The sequence below is a fragment of the Pedobacter sp. 22163 genome, assembly GCF_052045595.1.
Lineage (GTDB): Bacteria > Bacteroidota > Bacteroidia > Sphingobacteriales > Sphingobacteriaceae > Pedobacter.
Genome location: NZ_JBQEPM010000002.1, coordinates 224,160 through 243,437, shown reverse-complemented (window position 1 = coordinate 243,437; position 19,278 = coordinate 224,160). Strand labels below are relative to the sequence as shown.

Annotated in this window: 9 protein-coding genes; 6 read left to right on the top strand and 3 right to left on the bottom strand. The window is 42.8% G+C overall.

Annotation, left to right across the window (positions count from 1 at the left end):
• Window positions 1-182: 182 nt before the first annotated feature.
• Window positions 183-2,957: a substrate-binding domain-containing protein gene (locus tag ACTJKN_RS05570; RefSeq protein WP_440823372.1), complete on the top strand. Its 2,775-nt coding sequence runs from the start codon at window positions 183-185 to the stop codon at window positions 2,955-2,957.
• A 203-nt stretch (window positions 2,958-3,160) separates the two neighbouring features.
• On the opposite strand, the gene ACTJKN_RS05565 is transcribed toward ACTJKN_RS05570, so the two are convergent.
• From ACTJKN_RS05565 to ACTJKN_RS05555, 3 genes are read right to left on the bottom strand one after another with little or no spacing between them, the layout of a single operon-like run.
• The gene (locus tag ACTJKN_RS05565) at window positions 3,161-4,546 is read right to left on the bottom strand and encodes an arylsulfatase (protein ID WP_440823371.1); all 1,386 of its coding nucleotides are present in this window, start codon (window positions 4,544-4,546) and stop codon (window positions 3,161-3,163) included.
• Between the two features lie 45 nt (window positions 4,547-4,591).
• Window positions 4,592-6,082: a RagB/SusD family nutrient uptake outer membrane protein gene (locus tag ACTJKN_RS05560; RefSeq protein WP_440823370.1), complete on the bottom strand. Its 1,491-nt coding sequence runs from the start codon at window positions 6,080-6,082 to the stop codon at window positions 4,592-4,594.
• 9 nt (window positions 6,083-6,091) lie between these two features.
• On the bottom strand, window positions 6,092-9,484 hold the full coding sequence (locus ACTJKN_RS05555) for a SusC/RagA family TonB-linked outer membrane protein (RefSeq protein ID WP_440823369.1): 3,393 nt from the start codon (window positions 9,482-9,484) through the stop codon (window positions 6,092-6,094).
• 910 nt (window positions 9,485-10,394) lie between these two features.
• Here ACTJKN_RS05555 and ACTJKN_RS05550 point away from each other — a divergent pair.
• The 5 genes from ACTJKN_RS05550 (at window position 10,395) to ACTJKN_RS05530 (ending at window position 19,162) form a co-directional block, all read left to right on the top strand.
• On the top strand, window positions 10,395-10,931 hold the full coding sequence (locus ACTJKN_RS05550) for an RNA polymerase sigma factor (protein ID WP_440823368.1): 537 nt from the start codon (window positions 10,395-10,397) through the stop codon (window positions 10,929-10,931).
• A 42-nt stretch (window positions 10,932-10,973) separates the two neighbouring features.
• The gene (locus ACTJKN_RS05545; protein WP_440823367.1) at window positions 10,974-12,098 is read left to right on the top strand and encodes a FecR family protein; all 1,125 of its coding nucleotides are present in this window, start codon (window positions 10,974-10,976) and stop codon (window positions 12,096-12,098) included.
• A 73-nt stretch (window positions 12,099-12,171) separates the two neighbouring features.
• Window positions 12,172-15,480 carry a TonB-dependent receptor gene (locus ACTJKN_RS05540; protein WP_440823366.1) on the top strand — a complete coding sequence of 1,103 codons (3,309 nt, stop codon included), beginning with the start codon at window positions 12,172-12,174 and terminating at the stop codon, window positions 15,478-15,480.
• Between the two features lie 11 nt (window positions 15,481-15,491).
• Window positions 15,492-17,171, top strand: a complete 1,680-nt coding sequence (locus ACTJKN_RS05535) for a RagB/SusD family nutrient uptake outer membrane protein (RefSeq protein WP_440823365.1) — start codon at window positions 15,492-15,494, stop codon at window positions 17,169-17,171.
• A gap of 2 nt (window positions 17,172-17,173) precedes the next feature.
• Entirely contained in the window at window positions 17,174-19,162 is a 1,989-nt protein-coding gene (locus ACTJKN_RS05530; protein WP_440823364.1) for an FAD-dependent oxidoreductase, read from the top strand.
• Window positions 19,163-19,278: the final 116 nt, after the last annotated feature.

The following is a 19,278-nucleotide window of genomic DNA, read 5'->3' as shown; positions in this document are numbered from 1 at the left end:
TACACTTTTGAAACATCAATATTAAGGTTTTGATGCATCTGTACCTTTCATCCTCCCACCCGCAGCCGAGCGCCAATTCCTTAAAGTTTCAAATTTGATTATCTTTAGAATTATTTTCTTACAAACAGGATCCTAACCAGATACAACCGGTGCCAGACACTGCCCTTATTAAAATGATAGATATGACCGCAAGACTTCACCTCCTTCATAGGATACTTATACTGGTCACCCTAACGGCTATTCTTTGTGGCTGTAGCGACAAGAAAAAGGAAGCAAAATACGTTATAGGCTTTTCACAATGCGTTGGCTCAGATCTGTGGCGAAAAACCATGCTGGAAGAGATGAAAATGGAACTTTCATTGCATCCGGGTGCCACATTGATATATAGAGATGCAAACAACAGCAATAAAAAACAAATCTCACAGGTTGGGGAACTATTAAAAATGGATATCGACCTGTTGATCATATCTCCTAATGAGGCCCGGCCGCTCACTCCAATCGTTGAACAGGCTTATAATAGTGGTATTCCTGTGGTTATTATCGATAGGAAAACATCATCTTCGGCTTATACCGCTTATGTAGGTGCAGACAACTACCAGATTGGCAAGATGGCAGGGCAATATGTATCTGGTCTGCTTAAAGGAAAAGGAAATATTCTGGAAATCATGGGACTTCCCGGCTCCTCTCCCACAATAGAGCGCCAGAGAGGATTCGCCGAAGGGCTCCAAAAATCCGCTAATATTAGAATTTCGAATCAGATCTATGGAGATTGGTTAAAATCGCATGCTATTGATGAGCTGCTGAAAATGAAGGAGACATTGCTCACTACAGATCTAATTTTTGCGCACAATGACCAGATGGCTTCTGCAGCCAGGGAAGCGTTGGATAAACTCGGAATAAAAAGGAAGGTGACCATTATTGGAATAGATGCACTACCCGGACAAGGAGGCGGCCTCCAGATGATTGATGACAAAGTGATAGATGCCAGCATGCTTTATCCAACAGGAGGCAAAGAGGCAATTTCTACAGCATTCCGTATCCTTGGAAAAGAATCCATCCTTAAAGAAAATATCCTTCAATCTGTGGTTATAGATTCATCGAATGTTCAGCTTATGAAACTGCAGTGGAGCAAATTTAGCAGCCAGCAGAGAGATATCGAACGGCAGCAATCGCTCCTGGCTGAACAACGTTCTTTATTTGACAATCAACAGCTTACATTAAACATCACCGTGGTTACGCTAGTGCTCTCTGTGGTTTTCGGGGGACTGGCTTTTTTCTCCCTACTGGAAAACAGGAAAATCAACAAAAACCTGGAGGCGAATAACCTGGAAATCCTTAACCAGCGTAATAAGCTTATTGAGATGTCTGAAAAGGCAAAAGAGGCGACAGAGGCCAAACTGAACTTCTTCACCAATATATCTCATGAATTCCGCACCCCTCTTACCTTGATACTCTCTCCCCTTGAAGATCTGCTTAATAATGAAAAAATTAACGCCCTTGCAGGAAAAAACCTGAAGCTGATCAATAAAAATGTTTTTCGTCTGCTGCGCCTGATCAACCAGCTCATTGAGTACAGGAAGATTGAGTATGGTAAGATGAGAATAAGATCGACATCGAACAATATTATAGATTTTATTGCGGACATTATTGAGACCTTTCAGCTCGCTGCAAAAAAACAGAACATAGACCTCAGACTCTTCACTAAAGAATCGGATATAACAGTATGGTTTGATGTGAATATGTTCGATAAGGTAATTTTTAACCTGATATCTAACGCATTAAAATTTACGCCAGCCAATGGAACGGTTCACCTTACAGTGAGTAAAGACGATGCTCATATCGCTATCAAAGTGGAGGACAATGGACCTGGAATGGATCAAGAAGAAATCCTCCATATATTTGAACATTTTTATCAAGCAGACTCGAACGCAAGAAAAGGATCTGGATTGGGCCTTTCCCTTTCGAAGGAGCTGATGAATCTTTTACATGGAGACCTAACCGTAGAAAGCCGGAAATGGCATGGTACTATCTTTACCGTCACCTTGCCCCTTGGGTCATCACACCTTCGGGAAGAAGAAAAGCACACCCAACAGGCGGAAAGAGAAGAGCTTTATGAAAATGCAAAAATCTATACGAGCGAACTAGAGCATCTCAAGAGAGAAAAGAACCATGATTTGTTGCGCGAACTAAAAGAACGTTCGGTATTGATAATCGAAGACAATGCAGACCTTCTGCATTATCTGGCTGAGAAACTTGATGAGGAATACGAGGTATTTATTGCAAATACCGGAGAAAGCGGAATCACTTCTGCCTACGAGCAGGTACCAGATCTGATTATCTGCGATGTGGTACTGCCAGACCTTTCCGGGAAGAAAATTACAGAGAAGCTCAAATCCGACATTCGTACATCTCATATCCCCATCATCCTGCTCACCGCACAGGGAAGTGTAGAACAGCAGATCAATGGTTTCGAGAGTATGGCAGATGCCTATATCGTTAAACCTTTCAATTATGAATATTTACTGGCTACTGTGCGGAACCTGATGAAAAACAGGCTCCTGCTAAAGTCTCATTACACAAGCGACATCAGTTCTGGAAACAGGCAACCGATTTCAAAAAGCCTAGATAAAAAATTTGTAAATGATTTTTCAGGTCTCGTAGAGCAGAACCTAAGCAATGAAAACTTCAGTGTAGAGGAGATTAGCAAAGCCCTGGGGGTTTCAAGGGTGCAGCTATACAGAAAAGTAAAGGCCTTACTCGATTGCAGTGTAACCGACTATATCATAAACAGAAGGTTAAAAAAGGCAAAATTTTTATTGATCAATGAAAGGTATACAATCGCAGAAATCACCTACATGGTTGGATTCTCCTCACCAAATTATTTTTCGACGGTATTCAAATCAAAATATGGCATGAGGCCAAGTGAGTTTAAGAGAAACCAATCTCCAACCCAATAGCCAAACTAGAAAAACGGGTTCGATTTCACCTTCAGACTTAGCGCCTACTTAAATTTTATTATAAATTATTAGTATGTCAGTCTGTCCAAAGGACTCCTGTGGAGAGCGTAGTCGAAGACCCGTTTTTCGATATATTAAAAGCAATCGACTACGCTCAGATAAACCGTTAGTTCAAGATCGAACATAAACTGAAAATACTACCTTTATTTTACCGTCCAATAAGGCGAATCTGTTCTGGCAGTTAAAAGATAATCCTCAATTTTCTTCACAATATCAGGATGGGCAGCAGCCACATCATTGGTTTCGCCAATATCCGTTTTAATGTCGTAAAGTTCGAGTTTATGATGTCTTTTCACCCCTTTCCACCGACCGTAACGCACACCCTGCTCAAAGCCCAATTCAAAAAATTCCCAATATAGAAAGCGGTCGGTTTTAACCTTGCCGCCCTTAATAACCGGATAAATACTAGCGCCGTCTGTACGGAATCCAGTAGTTTTACCCGCAATCTCTCCAAAAGTTGGCATAATATCGGGGAAATAGCCCGGCACATCACTTGTTTTCGGCGCATTTTTAATAAAGGGCGCCCATGCGATAAACGGAATCCTGATCCCTCCATCGTACATATCTCTTTTGTACCCTTTAAGTTTACCGTTCGAATCAAAAAATTCGGATACCGCTTTCAGCTGACTGGTCGGCTCCGACCTTGGGCCATTATCGGATGCAAAAAATACAATCGTATTCTCAGACAGGCCGCTTTTGATCAGGTAATCTTTTATTTTACCTACCGACTGGTCTAAATAATACACCATAGCCGCATAGGTCTTCATATCTTCAGGCCAGTTTTTATTCTTATAAATCGCCTGGTCTGGCACATCCAGCGGTGAATGCGGATTATTAAAGTTCAACATTAAAAAGAAAGGCTTTTTGTTATCTTTCTGGGTCTCCAGGTAAGCCAGTGCTTCATCTGTACAGATATTGGTTTCATAATAGCCTTTTCTTGCATTGGTATTAGGCTCAACTGTTACAAGTTTTCCATTAATGTAACGGTGATCAGGCCAATAGGTGCTTGCATAAGTTGAAGGAATATTAATCAGCCATCCCGAAAATTTATCGAAGCCCCTTTGTAGAGGTGTAGCGAGCGAATCGTATCCATCCACATGCCATTTTCCAACCAGCGAGGTATGATAACCAGCATCCTGCATCAGGTTTCCTATAGTATAATCATCCTTGGTAAGATTTGCCCGGTACACCACATTTTTTCCTTTCTTCCCTGCAAGCCCTCCCTGTTCGGTTGCATTGCCCCTAATCGTAGCATGCCCGGTGTTGAGGCCTGTAAGAATAGATCCACGTGAGGGTGAACATACTGGTGCACCGGCATAAAAATCGGTAAACCGCGTTCCTTCATTGGCCAGCTTATCGATGTTTGGCGTGAGGATTTGTTTTTGCCCGTAAACACCAACATCTCCATAACCCAGGTCATCAGCCAAAATAAAAACAATGTTGGGCTTTTGCCCAGCCTTTCGCTGGGCAAATGTTGCTCCACTATACAACAACGAAAAACCTATGATGATTAAACTTCTTTTGATCATTTTATTGAATTGAAATCTTATTCCTCCCATAATATACATAATATACTAGTTATAGCCCGGATTTTGAGTATAAAGGCCAGGTGCAGTCTGAATTTCTGCAGCAGGCACCGGATAAATGACATAGTTCGGTACAATTTCATTAATTTTCGTAATCGCATCTGCTACTCTCCAGGCATTCATCTGCGAGATGGCTAGGCCTTCGCGCACAAGGTCGTTCCAGCGGAGCCCTTCGCCTAAAAACTCCCTTTGCCGCTCCTGCATCAGGGTCTGAATATTTACATTCGATAATGCACCTACGCCGGCCCTGGCCCTCACCCTGTTCACTGCCGCGTCTACATCACTTTGAGCACCTGCTGCACCATGAAGGATACACTCGGCTTTCATAAGCAAGATATCGGTATAACGCAGCACGATAAAATTAATCGGCCAGTCTCGTCCCGATAAGCCCTTTTTGGCCACATCGATGTATTTTTTGATAAAAGGACCAGCGGTATAGGTGGTGGCCACATTGAAAGGATATCGCACATCGGTGCCGCTTACCGTATTGGTGGTGTACGAAGTGACCAAGCTTTTTGATACCGGAAAAGTACTGGCTCCATAACCATTTCCAAAACTATTGGAAATACCATTACTGGTCCAATAAGCTACAGGTACCAAATGGGAAGGAAAACCTGCTCCGTTTAAGCTCGAGGCAAACTGTACATCAAACACCACTTCACTATTGTTTTCGTTGGTGTAAGAAAATATTGATGCGTAATTGGAGGCAAAACTGTAAGGGCTTCCGGTAAGCACTGCATCGAACAAAGCAGCAGCCTTGTCATATTCATTGCTGTTAAGGCCAGGTCCGTTTATACCAAATGTTGGGCCCGATTTGGTAAGATAAACCAATCCCAGCAGTCCTTTTGCTGCATAGGAAGTTGGTCTTCCAAGGTCAGTTCCGGTAAAAGCTGCAGGTAGATTGGCCGCTGCATACTGCAGATCAGATTCGATCAGTGCATAAACATCAACTACCGGACTACGTGGAATGCTTGCTACTTCCGCGGCGCTCTTTACCGTCGATATTAATGGCACCTGGCCAAAAGTCCTTACCAGGGAAAAATAATAGAATGCCCTTAAGAAACGGATTTCGGCGGCATACCTTGTTGCATTTGCGGCAGTAAGCACACTTCCTTTGGTTTCTAAAGCTGCCAGAACAGTATTCGCATTATATATGCCATTGAAGTTGGCTTTCCAGGCAGTAGTGATAAATCCTGTTGTGGTAATACTCGGTGTAAAATTATTGATCCCGTCCCAATCGCGGTTACCATCAGAAGTCGCATTTAAGTTGTCGCTGCGCATTTCACCAAGCCACAATGCCTGACTTGGATAATTGCTCAACTGGGCATACACCCCATTTACAGCCTGAAGAAAGTCGTTATTATTGGTAAAAAAATTCGCTGTAGCCAAACTCGACTCTGGTGTTTGATTTAATTGTTTTTCGCAACTGCCCAACAGCAGTATTGCGGAGAAAAGGGTTAAGTATATTTTCGTTTTCATTTTATTCTGCTAAAAGCCAATGTTTATTCCAATTGAAGCTGTTTTACTTAATGGTGCGGAACCGTAATCGCCTGATATTGCATAGCTGGCATCGCCACTTACGTTCGTATTCTGTGCCTCTGGATTCGCTCCCCCCTTATATTTATCATGAGAGAAATAGTTTTCGAGTGCTACAAATATTCGTGCCGAGGAAATGCCAGGGGTTTTGATCAATCCCTTAAGGTTATAGCCCAAAGTAATGTTCTGTACCCGAAAGAAATCGCTTGAATAAACCCAATCAGAGGTTACGTTTGGATAAGTATAATTTGCGCCCAGTCTACCCCTTGGTGCATCCGGATTGGGGTCTGCTGTAGTCCAGCGGTCTCTCCATACCCCAAGAACATTTGCGGTTGTACTTCCTGAAAAGTCGATTGCGCGGCCCAGATATGAAAGTATCGACCCTCCATGCTGACCATATAGCTGTATACCAAGGTCGAAATCCCCATATTTAAAATTGTTTGTCCAACCCCAGGTATATTTGGGAGAAGGCTGTCCGCCAACTACCCTGTCGGTAGCACTGATTTTTCCGTCGCCATTGGTATCAACGTATTTCGCGTCGCCAACTTTCTGTCCGGATACTTTTGCCACAGCCGGATTGGCAATATCAGCAGCCGTTAAAATTCCATCGGTTTTAGTGATGTAATAGCTAAAAGCAGGGAGTCCTTCCCTCAGCAGATATGGTGCATTGCTACCGCTATAGGCAGAAGCGATTTCGATATCGGCATGTGTTGGGCCAAGATCGGTTATCGCATTTTTGTTAAAGGCAATATTGGCGCTCATTGTCCAGGTGAAATTGGCTGTTTTAACGTTTACCGTATTCAGCCCAAATTCGAATCCTTTATTTACCACCGCACCTATGTTTTGCAAACTTGTACTGAAGCCACTTGCTGATAGTACGGGCAGGTTTAGCAGTAGATCTGTATTCTTTTTATGATAGGCATCGAAGGTGAAATTGATTCTGTTGGCCAAAAGGCTGAGGTCTAAACCAAGATCATAGGTGTTGGATGTTTCCCATTTCAGCGCTTTATTGGCAAGCCCCGAAACCACCTGCCCTGTAGCCGTTGTTGGTGTATTGCCACCAAATACGTAATTCGAATTTACCAGGGTGCTTATGGCATTATAGTCGCCAATGTTGTTGTTGCCCGATTTACCCCAGCTTAATCTTAGTTTTAACTCACTAATGGCCTTAACATCTTTAAGAAAAGGCTCTTCTGAAACTTTCCATCCGGCAGATACCGAAGGAAAGGTTCCCCAGCGGTTTTCGGATCCAAATTTAGAAGAGGCATCTCTTCTGATGGTACCAGATAAAAGGTATCTATCCTTAAAAGCATACTGTAACCTACTGTAATAAGAGAATAAGGTATTATTAGCTGCAGTTGACGTTCCTGTAGTGGTTACCCCTGCAGCGTTGGCAATGGCATTACTTAGGGTTTTGATGATATCGTTGGCAAAACCTCCGGCCGTTGCAAGGCTCACCCCTTCGGTATGCACTATATTGTACGACACCCCTGCAATGGCAGAAATCTTGTGGACACCGGCAATTGTTGTAGTATAATTAAGGGTATTTTCGTTAAGAAAGTTTTGTTTCTTAGTTACCGCGTAAGAGCCTGTTGAGTAAAGACCGGGATTGGTTAACAGGGCCGATGCTGCACCAACGGTAACCTGATCGGATGTATATTTTGAAGTATTTCGATCAATGTTATCATAATTTACGCTCGACCTTACTGAAAGGCCTTTAATTATTTGGTAATCTGCATATATGGAAGCCAATAATCTCGAGGTTTTCACCTTGTTCATCGCGGTTTCCAGATAGGCATACGGGCTAATCAGCCTTGGGCTCCCCCAGGTGTAAGTACTGTTTCCATAGGCACCAGAATTTAAGCCTGCCGAACTTTCAACTACAGGCACCATCTGTAAAGCATTCATGAGCTGGTTATCCTTACCCTCCCCCGGAGGTGCATTATTAACAGAATAAGATGGCGCAAGGTTGATCCCGAATTTAAGCTTCTTACTGGCATTGGCCTCCACATTGGCCCTTAAACCATAGTTCTTAAAATTGGAATTAATCAACGTTCCGTTTTGGTTAAGTACGTTACCTGAAATAAAGTAGGTCACATTTTCTGATCCTCCGCTTGCTGAAACCTCGTAATTTTGATAAGGTGCATTGGTAAAGATGGCATCCTGCCAATCTACATAATCAAGGCCGGGGTGTCCAGGCTGTGCCCATCTCGGATCAGTCATAAAAGAGGTGTTAATAGTACCTGGAGCAAGGCCTAAAATAGCGGCTCTTTCAGCATTGGTTTGAGTAGCAGTTCTTCCTGTACCAGAGGCTACCCATGCAGCGTTGGCAAGTTCTGTTGCCTGGGCAACCCACTCATCAGCACTTAGCATATCTATCTTTCTGGCTACCGAACTAATACCTGCGTTGGCATTCACACTAATTCTTGGTTTCCCCAAAACACCTTTTTTGGTTGTGATAATTACTACCCCATTCGCCGCACGCGAACCGTAAATGGCTCCCGCAGCGGCATCTTTTAATACCTGAACACTCTCGATATCGTTTGGGTTAAGATTATCTAGTGGACTGTTCGAAATACCTCCTGAGGCATTCTGACTGGCTACATCCAAAGGAAAGCCATCCAATACGTAAAGGGGTTCATTACCTGCCGTGATTGAGCCAGCCCCGCGTACCTGAATACTTAAACCAGCTCCGGGCGTGCCGCTTTGCTGCCTTACCTGAACGCCGGCCATCTGGCCGATAAGCGCCTGCTCAACTCTTGATATCGGCTTTTCTTCTACAGCTTTTGCATTAAAAGTGGCTACTGAGCCTAATACATCACTTTTTCTTTGCGTACCGTATCCTACCACAAGTACTTCTTCAAGCTTACTTTGATCCGGATCAAGTTTTATGGAAAGCGGCTGGCCTTTATAAAACACTTCCTGTGTTTTATAACCTACATAGGTAAAAACCAAAGTAGGCTGATTTAGCTCGGTAACCAGTTGAAATTCGCCATCGGGATTTGTTGATACCACCTGGGCAGTTCCCTTGAGCCTAACACTTACCCCAGGCAGGGGAAGGTTCTTTTCATCTGTTACTTTTCCCTTAATTGTAACAGTCTGCGAGCGTAGATCAGAGATATTTGAAATCTCAAAAGAACCAGGAAAATTATATGCTGTCAAATTTGCCACAAGTGCTATCTTTGAATGAGAAAGGAGGTTAATATTTTGTCCTTCGCCGCTTCTTTTTGCCCTGGCCTGCAGTACGGAGGAAATCAGAAGAATTCCCGTTAGGCAGAGTAATAAAAGTATTTTTAACAAAGGTGTATTATGCGAGTCCTTCCAGGACTTTCCGCTTATTTTCATAATTTATATTGTTTTATGCCAATCATGAAACTGCAACAAGCTTTAGGAATATGAAAAATTCCCGTGCAGAATTCATAATTTTGACATGATCATTGAATAAACTGACGGGATGCAACGCCAATTGATCTCCGGCAATGGTCGAAATCTGGGGAGAATGCATTCCTGCATTTTCCCTTATTTATATGCAGTAACTATCCTATTTTTGCAAACTCCTTTCTATACCTTTGGGTATTGTGTTTTTAATTGATCTTATTTATCCATTCAACATTTCCACTTCGGTCAGTCACTCCTTTATTCCATTCCCATATCATGTTAAGATTATACAGAGGTCATAACTTTAGCGTATCTACTTAGGTTTGATTATTTCCCTTCCACATGGTCATTAAAAAAAATAAAAAATTCAGGAAGAGACTAAAAATTAGAGGAAACCAGGTTCAACAACAGCAACCAAAGTTATTGCAGAATTTATTAGAGGTCGGATTAAGGGGATAAGTAAAGTTTCGGATATCATAATATATTAAATCTATAGTATTAGTAGACAAAATTATATTATCTTAACATCCCCTACAAACATTTAACAAATTTTACGACTTTGATAATTTTTCAACTTCCGGCAACGATGGCATAACAATTTATACGCTTAAAAATTATTCTATTCATAAAACTGTGTTATTGTGTTTAAACATTTACTTTTTCAGCTAATTGCTCAACGATCCAAATTAAAGTGCTGCAACGGCCATAACCAGACTTTCTCTTACTATAAGCCATAATTACAACTGTACAAAAAATATCAGCGAGGTTTAAATCCTCAATCCGAATAGTGGAAAAGTTGCATCATGCTTAGTACCAAGCCTTTCTTGTTTTTCTGAATTTCAAAGTATATATTTATCGCCTGCTTTAATCTACATTAATGGAGATCACTGACCAAATATTATTGAATGACCTCAAGAACGGCAAAAAGACTGCCTACGAACAGGTATTTAAAAAATATTACAAACCACTCGCGCTAAAAGCATACATGATGCTGGAAGACGAGATGGAAGCAGAAGATCTGGTCCAAAACCTGTTTATTTCCATGTGGCAAAGATCACATTACCAGTCTGTAAACAGTTCACTTAAGGCTTACCTTTTCAGGGCTGTGCACAATCAATGCCTGATGGCCTTAAGGACAAGAAAAGTTACCCAGCAAAAAATGGATGAATATACCGAAAGGATAAATCTGGAGGAGGATATTGAACAATCAGAACAGACCGGTAACGAAAATACCATTAACCTTGCCCTTAACGAGCTTCCTGCCCAGCGCCAAAAAGCATTTAAGCTGGTTTACATGGAAAATAAAAAATATCAGGACGCAGCCAATGAAATGGGACTTTCTGTTAATTCAATAAAGACACATTTGAAGCTTGCGGTTAAAATGTTACAGGAAAAATTAATCACATTCAGATGAGCGTTCACCTAATGATACTATAACTGCATCTATAAATAAGTGATGGAATATAACGAGGATTTTATAAAAGGGCTTTTATTTGAAAAGATTGCAGGCACAATAAGTGAGGGCGATGACTTTATTGCTGAAAAAGCGATTCTGGCAGACCCCGATACCAGAAAATTCTGGGAAGACCTGAAATCAAAAATGAAAAGACCTGGTACAGCATCTTTCCTCTCAGGTCTTGACGAAACAAGAGCATGGGAAAATGTTGAGACTCACCTTCCGGAAATACCAGTTAGATCCTTTTATGAGCGGAACCGGCGATATATCAGCGCCGCTGCAATGTTACTTATCGGATTGCCTTTGGTATGGTATTTTTTTAATAAGCAGCAGTTAACGCCTCAAGAGAAAGGTACTGTACAGCAACAGGTATATCTCAAAACAGATAATGGCAAGATAATCGAACTCACAGCAGGCCGTACCATCAACATGGACGGTGCCACAGTACACACCAAACAAAAAGAATTAAGTTATGCACCTGCAGGAGCTGGCAATAAAGACTGGGCAACCTTGCACGTACCACCAACTAAAGATTACAAGATTACCCTGCCCGATGGTACGGAAGTTTGGATGAACTCTGCTTCCAGTCTGCGCTTTCCCTACAGCTTTGATAAAAAAACAAGGGAAGTCTATTTAACAGGGGAAGCTTATTTTGAAGTGTCCCACAATCCACAATTGGAATTTATCGTACATACCGGATTTGCGGACATCAAGGTTCATGGTACTTCTTTCAATGTTAATGCCTATAATGTGAAAAATTTTGCCACATCCCTTATAACCGGATCAGTTTCGGCCACTAACGGAAATGAATCCATCATGTTAAAGCCAAATCAACAGGTAAGCTACGGTAATGAGAAACTCATCATCAAACCTTTTGACCCTCAGGAAGTACTTTCCTGGCGAAATGGCACTTATTATTTCCATAACCAGTCCCTGTCCGAAATTGCACAGGTACTCAGTCGTTGGTACGATGTAAAAATCGACTGGAAATCCCCTGCTGTATCAGAACAGACATTTACCGGCGAAATTGACAAAAAACTTCCGCTGGATGTTGTACTATCAAATTTAGAGTTATCTTCAGGCATAAAGGCTAAACTGGAAAGCGGAATATTAACATTCAGATAATTTTTTCAGGTTCCGTTCACCCATTTTGGTTAAAGCTGCATCTTAAGGGAAACCAATATAAACTTTAACTGTTATGAACAAAAACCTTACCCGAACGGGCCGGATTTCTTTGCCGGTTGCTTTCATGCTGCTGTTCATCCTCATTACCGGGGCAAGCCCCCAAACAATAGGCCGAATCAGTATTGAAGGCAAAAACATTACAATCGCATCTGTATTCAGGACAATCAAAAAACAAACCGGCTTTACTGTTTTCTACAGCAATAAGCTCCTCGATGATTCTGAGAAAATTTCCGTCAATTTTAAACAAGCTGAGCTTCCCGAAGTGATGAACCTGACTTTAAAGGGAAAAAAGCTTGAATGGGTTTTAAAAGAGACCTACATTGTACTGCAAAAGGCTACATCTCCCGAAAAGAGTGAAGAGCGCATTCAAAACAAGCCTATTGGGGAACAAAAAAAAGAAGACCGGACGGGCGTTGTTACCGATGAAACCAGTAAACCGGTTCCGGGGGTGAGCGTAAAAATAAAGGGCAGTAATGGCGGAACCGTGACTGATGAAAACGGTAAGTATAAAATCAATGCCAATCCAGGAGATGTCCTGATATTTTCATACATAGGATTTGCAGTACAAGAAATACCTGTTGGAGCGGAAAGCCGGATAAACATTAAACTCCTGCCCCTTGATGAAAATCTGAACGATGTTGTGATTGTGGGCTACGGCACCCAGAAAAAGGTAAACCTTACCGGCGCGGTTTCACAGGTTTCGGGCAAAGACCTTGCCGCGCGGCCCATGGGACAGACTTCTGCCTCGTTGCAGGGAATGGCACCCGGCGTTACCGTGAGGCAGAGTTCTGGAAGACCTGGAGGTGACGCTGGAACCATCAGGATAAGGGGCATCGGAAATTTTCTCGATTCGAATCCCCTTGTAATGATTGACGGCATAGAAGGCTCTATGAATAACATAGACCCCAATCTGATTGAATCTGTATCCATTTTAAAAGATGCTGCCTCGTCGTCTATTTATGGCTCGAGGGCCGCAAACGGCGTAATTCTGATCACCACAAAAAGGGCAGTTGCCGATCAGGTAAATGTATCTTACAATAACTATATCGGCTGGCAGGAAGCAACGAATATGCCAAATCTGGTTGATGCACTGGATCACATGCTTTTGACCAATGAGGCCTATGTGAACACAGGACGTACTCCACTATATTCTGAAGCACTGATACAAAAATACCGCGAGCAAGGTGGAGTTAGTTCCGATCTATATCCAAATACTGATTGGCAAAAAGAAACCTTAACCGGCTCAGGCTTACAGCAAAGCCATTTTCTAACCATCCAAGGTGGCACCCAAAAAGTAAGGCTATTGGGTTCTTTCGGCCTTTTTGATCAGAAAGGGATTATTGAAAATTCGAGCTTCAAACGCTATACCATCCGGAACAATGCAGACATTACTTTTTCGGATAAGCTGAAAGCAAGAGTGGATCTGCAGTTTGTAAATGCCATCACCACCGATCCTGCAGCCTCTTCGAGTGAAATTTTCCAATGGATGAATGGAATCCCTGCAAATCAGATCGGCATCAACCAAAGCGGCCAGTGGGGTGTTGGATGGAACGGTTCTAATCCGATTTCGGCCAGTAAAGATGGCGGCACCAACCGCACCAGGGGGCCTTTTGGGAGCATTAATGCTACCCTGACTTACAAACCTGTAGAATGGCTGGAAGCTGAGGCCGCGTATTCACCAAAATATGCGCTATCCTCATCAAAAAATTTCAGAAAGGCAATCCAATCCTATCTGCCAAATGGCGCTACAAGTTTCCTTACCCCTGCCCTAACTTCACTCTCGCAAAACAAGAGTGAATCATTCTTTAACAACATACGTGCAACCATTACTGCTTCAAAAGTACTTGGCAGCCACAGCTTAAAATTTTTAGTAGGGGCATCACGCGAGGATTATTTCAATGAATGGACCAATGCCTTCCGTGATACATACATCCTGCCAGATTATCCGGTGTTGAACGCCGGTTCGGCCCTAAACCAACAGGCAACAGGCAGTGAAGAAGAATGGGCATTACAATCGCTGTTCAGCAGGTTTAACTATGTGTATAAAAACAAGTACCTGCTAGAAGTCAATGCCCGTTATGATGGCTCCTCGCGCTTTTCATCGGGAAACAAATATGGCTTTTTCCCATCTGCATCTGCAGGTTGGCGCATCTCGGAAGAAAACTTTATGGCTGGCTTAAAAAAAGTGGTCAACGAAGCAAAACTAAGGCTTTCATGGGGAAAATTGGGCAACCAGAATATTGGTACCTACCCTTCTGTAACCACAATTCTGCTTGAATCGTATACCCTTGGAAAACAGATTGTAAATACTGCCGCCTTAAATAACCTGGCAAACAAGATGATTTCATGGGAAAAAACGGAAGAAAAAAATATCGGTATAGACCTTACCCTTTTCAACAACCTGAGCATAACTGCAGATTACTATAGACGGAGAACAAGTGATATACTACTTCAGTTGGACATTCCATTAATAGTTGGCGTAGGCAAGCCCTTTCAAAATGCCGGTATTGTTGATAATAACGGCTGGGAGCTCGGGCTTGCTTACAAAGGAAAAATAAAGGATTTTAATTATAATGTCAGCTTCAACGTTTCAGATGTAAAAAACACTATCGTAGACACAAAAGGTGTCAATCAGACGGGATTAACGGTAAACCGTGAAGGTTATTCCATTGGTTCTCTTTTCGGTTACCAGGCTGAGGGACTCTTTGCTTCTGACGCGGAGGTTGCTGCCCATGCCAAACAGTTTGGTACGGTAAAGGCCGGAGATATCCGCTATAAAGACCAGAACGGCGATAACCTGATCAATGAGGCCGATAAAATTGTAATCGGCAGCACCATACCAAGATTCACCTATGCTTCAACCCTGAGCGGTTCTTACAAAGGTTTTGACCTTTCGGTATTAATTCAAGGGGTTGGCAAAGCAAATGGCTACCTAGCAGGTCCAGGAATCCTGCCATTTAATGTTGGCGGCGCAATAGGCGGAACCATCAGGGAGGATAACAAAGACCGATGGACACCGGACAATCCAAATGCCAAATATCCGCGCCTTGCTTTCGGCGAAACCAATAACGAACAGGTTTCTACCTTCTTTTTAAAAGATGCATCATACCTGAGGATAAAAAACATACAGATAGGTTACACTCTACCAGTTAGTGTTGCCCAGAAAGTTGCACTTAAAAGGCTTCGGATTTTTGCAAACGGGTCTAACCTGTCATCATTCGACAGGTTCTGGGAAGGATATGATGTAGAAGCGCCAGTTGGCGGTGGGAATATATACCCTCAGGTTAAGGTTTATAGTTTCGGTTTAGAAGCCACATTTTAAAAACAGAACAGATGAAAACTAAAATATACTACTTGATCTTTGCTGTTTTATTTACAGCATTATTATCCTGCCAAAAGGACTATCTGGATAAGAGCCCTTTGAGTGGCCCCTCTGATGAAACATTCTTCAGCAACCAGGATGAACTGATACTGGCGGTAAACGGGCTTTACCGTTATGCAAGTTATGCCCCTTTGGATAATATGCCGCTTAACCTGCTCACAGATAACGGTACCGATATTGGCTGGGACCGGAACAACAGCGCACTTCAGAGTTTGGGCAAGGGGAACCAGGATAGCAATAACGGTTTTTCTCTGAGCGTATGGACAGAGGGATACAAAGTAATTGCCAAATGTAATTTCATTTTGGACAATATCGACAAAGTAAAAGATAAGGCCACCACTGCCATCTACAACAGAAGTAAAGCTGAAGCACGTTTCATGCGTGCCTACACTTACCAGTACCTCATTGATTATTTCGGGAGCGTACCCTTGGTTACCAAGGTGCTAACACTCGAAGATTCACAACTACCCAAAACCCCGAAAGCTGAAGTGCTGAACTTTGTGCTCAAAGAACTGACAGAATCAGCCGCTGATCTCCCTGTTAGCTATGGCGCTGCAGATGTAGGAAGGGCAACCAGGGGCACCGCGCTGGCCATTAAAGCCAGAGCTGCCCTGAACAATGAGAGATGGGCAGATGCGGCAGAAGCTGCAAAAGCGGTTATGGACCTGAAAATTTATAGCCTGCACAATAATTTCGGCACGCTGTTTTCTTACGCCGGACAAAACTCGCCTGAGATCATATGGGCTTTTCAATACCTGAAGGCTTCAAAAACAAAAATGCATTCCACCCCCAATAACCTGGTGTCGCGTAATGGATTGGGTTTCACCAATAAAGTACCGTCCCAGTCTCTGGTAGATGCTTATCCATGTACAGATGGGCTCAATATTGATAAGTCTCCCCTATACGACCCTACATCCCCATACAAAAACAGAGATCCCCGGCTTGGTTTTACCATAGCAGTTCCGGGTTCTATATTTTACAACTATCAATTTGAAACACACAGAGACAGCGTAAAATGCTGGAATTACAATACCACTCCTGCTACACGCGTAGATAACCAGGATGCCCTGAATGCTTTCGCTACTTTTACCGGCTACTGCTGGAAAAAATATGTTGATCTGGAAGATAAGGCCGATCGGACAAATTCAGAACTCAATGTGATCCAGATCAGATATGCAGAGATACTGTTGATTTATGCGGAAGCAAAAAATGAACTCGGACAGCTTGATCAGTCTGTATATGACGCCATAAACCTGGTAAGAACCCGGCCTAGCGTTAACATGCCGCCGATCGCAACTGGAAAAACAATGGTAGAGTTCAGAAGCCTGGTCCGTAAAGAACGGATGTATGAGCTTGCCATGGAGGGATTCAGGCTTTCTGATCTGCGCAGGTGGAAAATTGCCGATAAAGCGATGACCGGAAACTTTTATGGCAGGGTTCAAAAAGGTTTGTTGGTAGCCGCACCACAGATTGATGAAAACGGTCTGGCCGATTACAGCGCTGTACCAAACAGGACAGAACTTAGGGTGATTGAAGTCCGTGTTTTCGATACCGGAAGAGATTACCTTTGGCCGATTCCGAATATAGAGACCGTTACCAACCCGAAACTCATTCAAAACCCCAAATACTGATGATGAAAAATATTCTTGTATACATTTTACTCGCATTCATATGCCCTTTAACAGGTCTTAAAGCACAAAGCTCATTGTATAGAAACTATGATATCTGCATTTATGGTGGAACCTCTTCAGGAGTTATAGCAGCTTACACTGCCGCCAGATCGGGAAAATCCGTTCTATTGATCGAGCCCGGAAAAAACCTGGGCGGAATGAGCTCTGGGGGGCTGGGCCTGACAGATATTGGAAATAAATATGCCATTAGTGGCCTTGCCCTCGATTTTTACCGAAGGATAGGCAAACATTATGGCAAGTTTGAGCAATGGATCTTTGAACCCCACGTTGCTGAAAATCTCTTTAACGAGTACATCAAAAAAGCAAAGGTACCTGTCCTCTACGAAAACAGGATTACAGGGGTAGAAAAAAAAGGAAGCCTGATAACAGCCATTACGCTGGAAAATCCGGCAAAAAAGAAAGTGGGCACCGTAAGGGCAAAAGTATTTATCGACTGCTCTTATGAGGGAGATCTGATGGCTAAAGCAGGGATATCCTATACGGTGGGGCGTGAAGCAAACAGCACTTACGATGAAACCTTCAATGGTGTACAGCTCATGAACGGACATCAGCTTCCGGACGGTATAGATCCTTATAAAGTTAAAGGGGATCCGTCCAGCGGACTACTTTGGGGGATTACTCCAAGTAAACTGATCGACAAAGGCAGCGGAGATAAAAAGGTACAGGCCTATAATTTCAGGATTTGTCTCACCAATAACCCCGCCAATATGATCCCGATCACCGAGCCTGAAGATTATGTTCCCGAACGCTATGAGCTGCTCATCAGACAGATGGAAAAAAGAAACTGGAAGTCCCTTCAGGATGTTTTTATCTGGAGCGGGATGCCTAATCAAAAGACCGATATCAACAATAGAAACGGTTTTTCAACCGACATGATCGGGATGAACTGGGAATATCCCGATGCAGATTATAACAAACGCGAACAGATCTGGAAAGCCCATACCAATTACACAAAGGGACTGCTTTATTTTGTTGGCCACGATACCCGAGTTCCAGAACATATCCGAACGGAGATCAGCCAATGGGGATACCCTAAAGATGAATATACAAATAACGGCAACTGGTCTCATCAGCTCTATGTGAGGGAAGCGAGAAGAATGCTTGGCACCCTTGTAATGACCCAGCACCACTGTCAGGGCAAGGAAATTGTAACAGATGGAGTCGGGATGGCAGCCTATACGATGGATTCGCACAATTGCGACAGGCTGGTGGTTAATGGTATGGTCAAAAATGAAGGCAACGTAGAAGAAGGCGGATTTGGCCCATACCCTATTTCCTACCAGGCAATCATACCAAAAGAAAGTGAAGCTTCAAATCTCATTGTTCCGGTATGCCTTTCTGCTACGCACATTGCTTACGGTTCCATCAGGATGGAACCGGTTTTTATGGTACTTGGGCAATCTTCGGCAATGGCCGCTGTTCAGGCGATAGACCGCAAACTTTCGGTTCAAAAAATCGATGTAAGCCGTTTGCAGCAGCAATTAAAAAGCAATCCCCTGGCCGATGGAAGTACCCCCGACATCCTGATTGACAACAACAACACGGATAAAGTACAGATAAAAGGAAACTGGACGGTGCAAAAAAAAGGTGGTTATGGCCCTGATTATTTTGAGGCCAAAGAGGACGCAGACACCAGCAGATCTGTACGGTATAGCCCGGGAATAGCTACAAACGGAAAATATAATGTTTATGCCTACTATCCGAAAGCCGGATCGCCAGATATAGAAACGGTTGTTAAAATATTTGATGGCAAAGGCTACAAAACCATTTTGATAAAAAGTGCCGATGTGAAAGTGCTTGGTCAAACTTCGGGAGAATGGGTGAGCCTTGGCAAATATTCATTTTCGGGCAGTAACCGGCCATATATCGAAATCAAACCGAACGGAACAAAAGCAGTTGCCGATGCAATGTTATTGGTCCCTTCTCCTTAGGAATTTGGTTCAAAGTAATATTAAAATGATAATACGAGTTATCATTCAACGCTTTCTTAAAATGTTTTACTTAATTGGTGAGCGACACAAATTGGCGTAAGTTTCAGCAAACAGAA

What these genes read in the sequence shown, in the direction of transcription:
- ACTJKN_RS05570 (WP_440823372.1), top strand. Translation starts at nt 183, where the DNA reads ATGACCGCAAGACTTCACCTCCTTCATAGGATACTTATACTGGTCACC.
- ACTJKN_RS05565 (WP_440823371.1), bottom strand. Translation starts at nt 4,546, where the DNA reads ATGATCAAAAGAAGTTTAATCATCATAGGTTTTTCGTTGTTGTATAGT.
- ACTJKN_RS05560 (WP_440823370.1), bottom strand. Translation starts at nt 6,082, where the DNA reads ATGAAAACGAAAATATACTTAACCCTTTTCTCCGCAATACTGCTGTTG.
- ACTJKN_RS05555 (WP_440823369.1), bottom strand. Translation starts at nt 9,484, where the DNA reads ATGAAAATAAGCGGAAAGTCCTGGAAGGACTCGCATAATACACCTTTG.
- ACTJKN_RS05550 (WP_440823368.1), top strand. Translation starts at nt 10,395, where the DNA reads ATGGAGATCACTGACCAAATATTATTGAATGACCTCAAGAACGGCAAA.
- ACTJKN_RS05545 (WP_440823367.1), top strand. Translation starts at nt 10,974, where the DNA reads ATGGAATATAACGAGGATTTTATAAAAGGGCTTTTATTTGAAAAGATT.
- ACTJKN_RS05540 (WP_440823366.1), top strand. Translation starts at nt 12,172, where the DNA reads ATGAACAAAAACCTTACCCGAACGGGCCGGATTTCTTTGCCGGTTGCT.
- ACTJKN_RS05535 (WP_440823365.1), top strand. Translation starts at nt 15,492, where the DNA reads ATGAAAACTAAAATATACTACTTGATCTTTGCTGTTTTATTTACAGCA.
- ACTJKN_RS05530 (WP_440823364.1), top strand. Translation starts at nt 17,174, where the DNA reads ATGAAAAATATTCTTGTATACATTTTACTCGCATTCATATGCCCTTTA.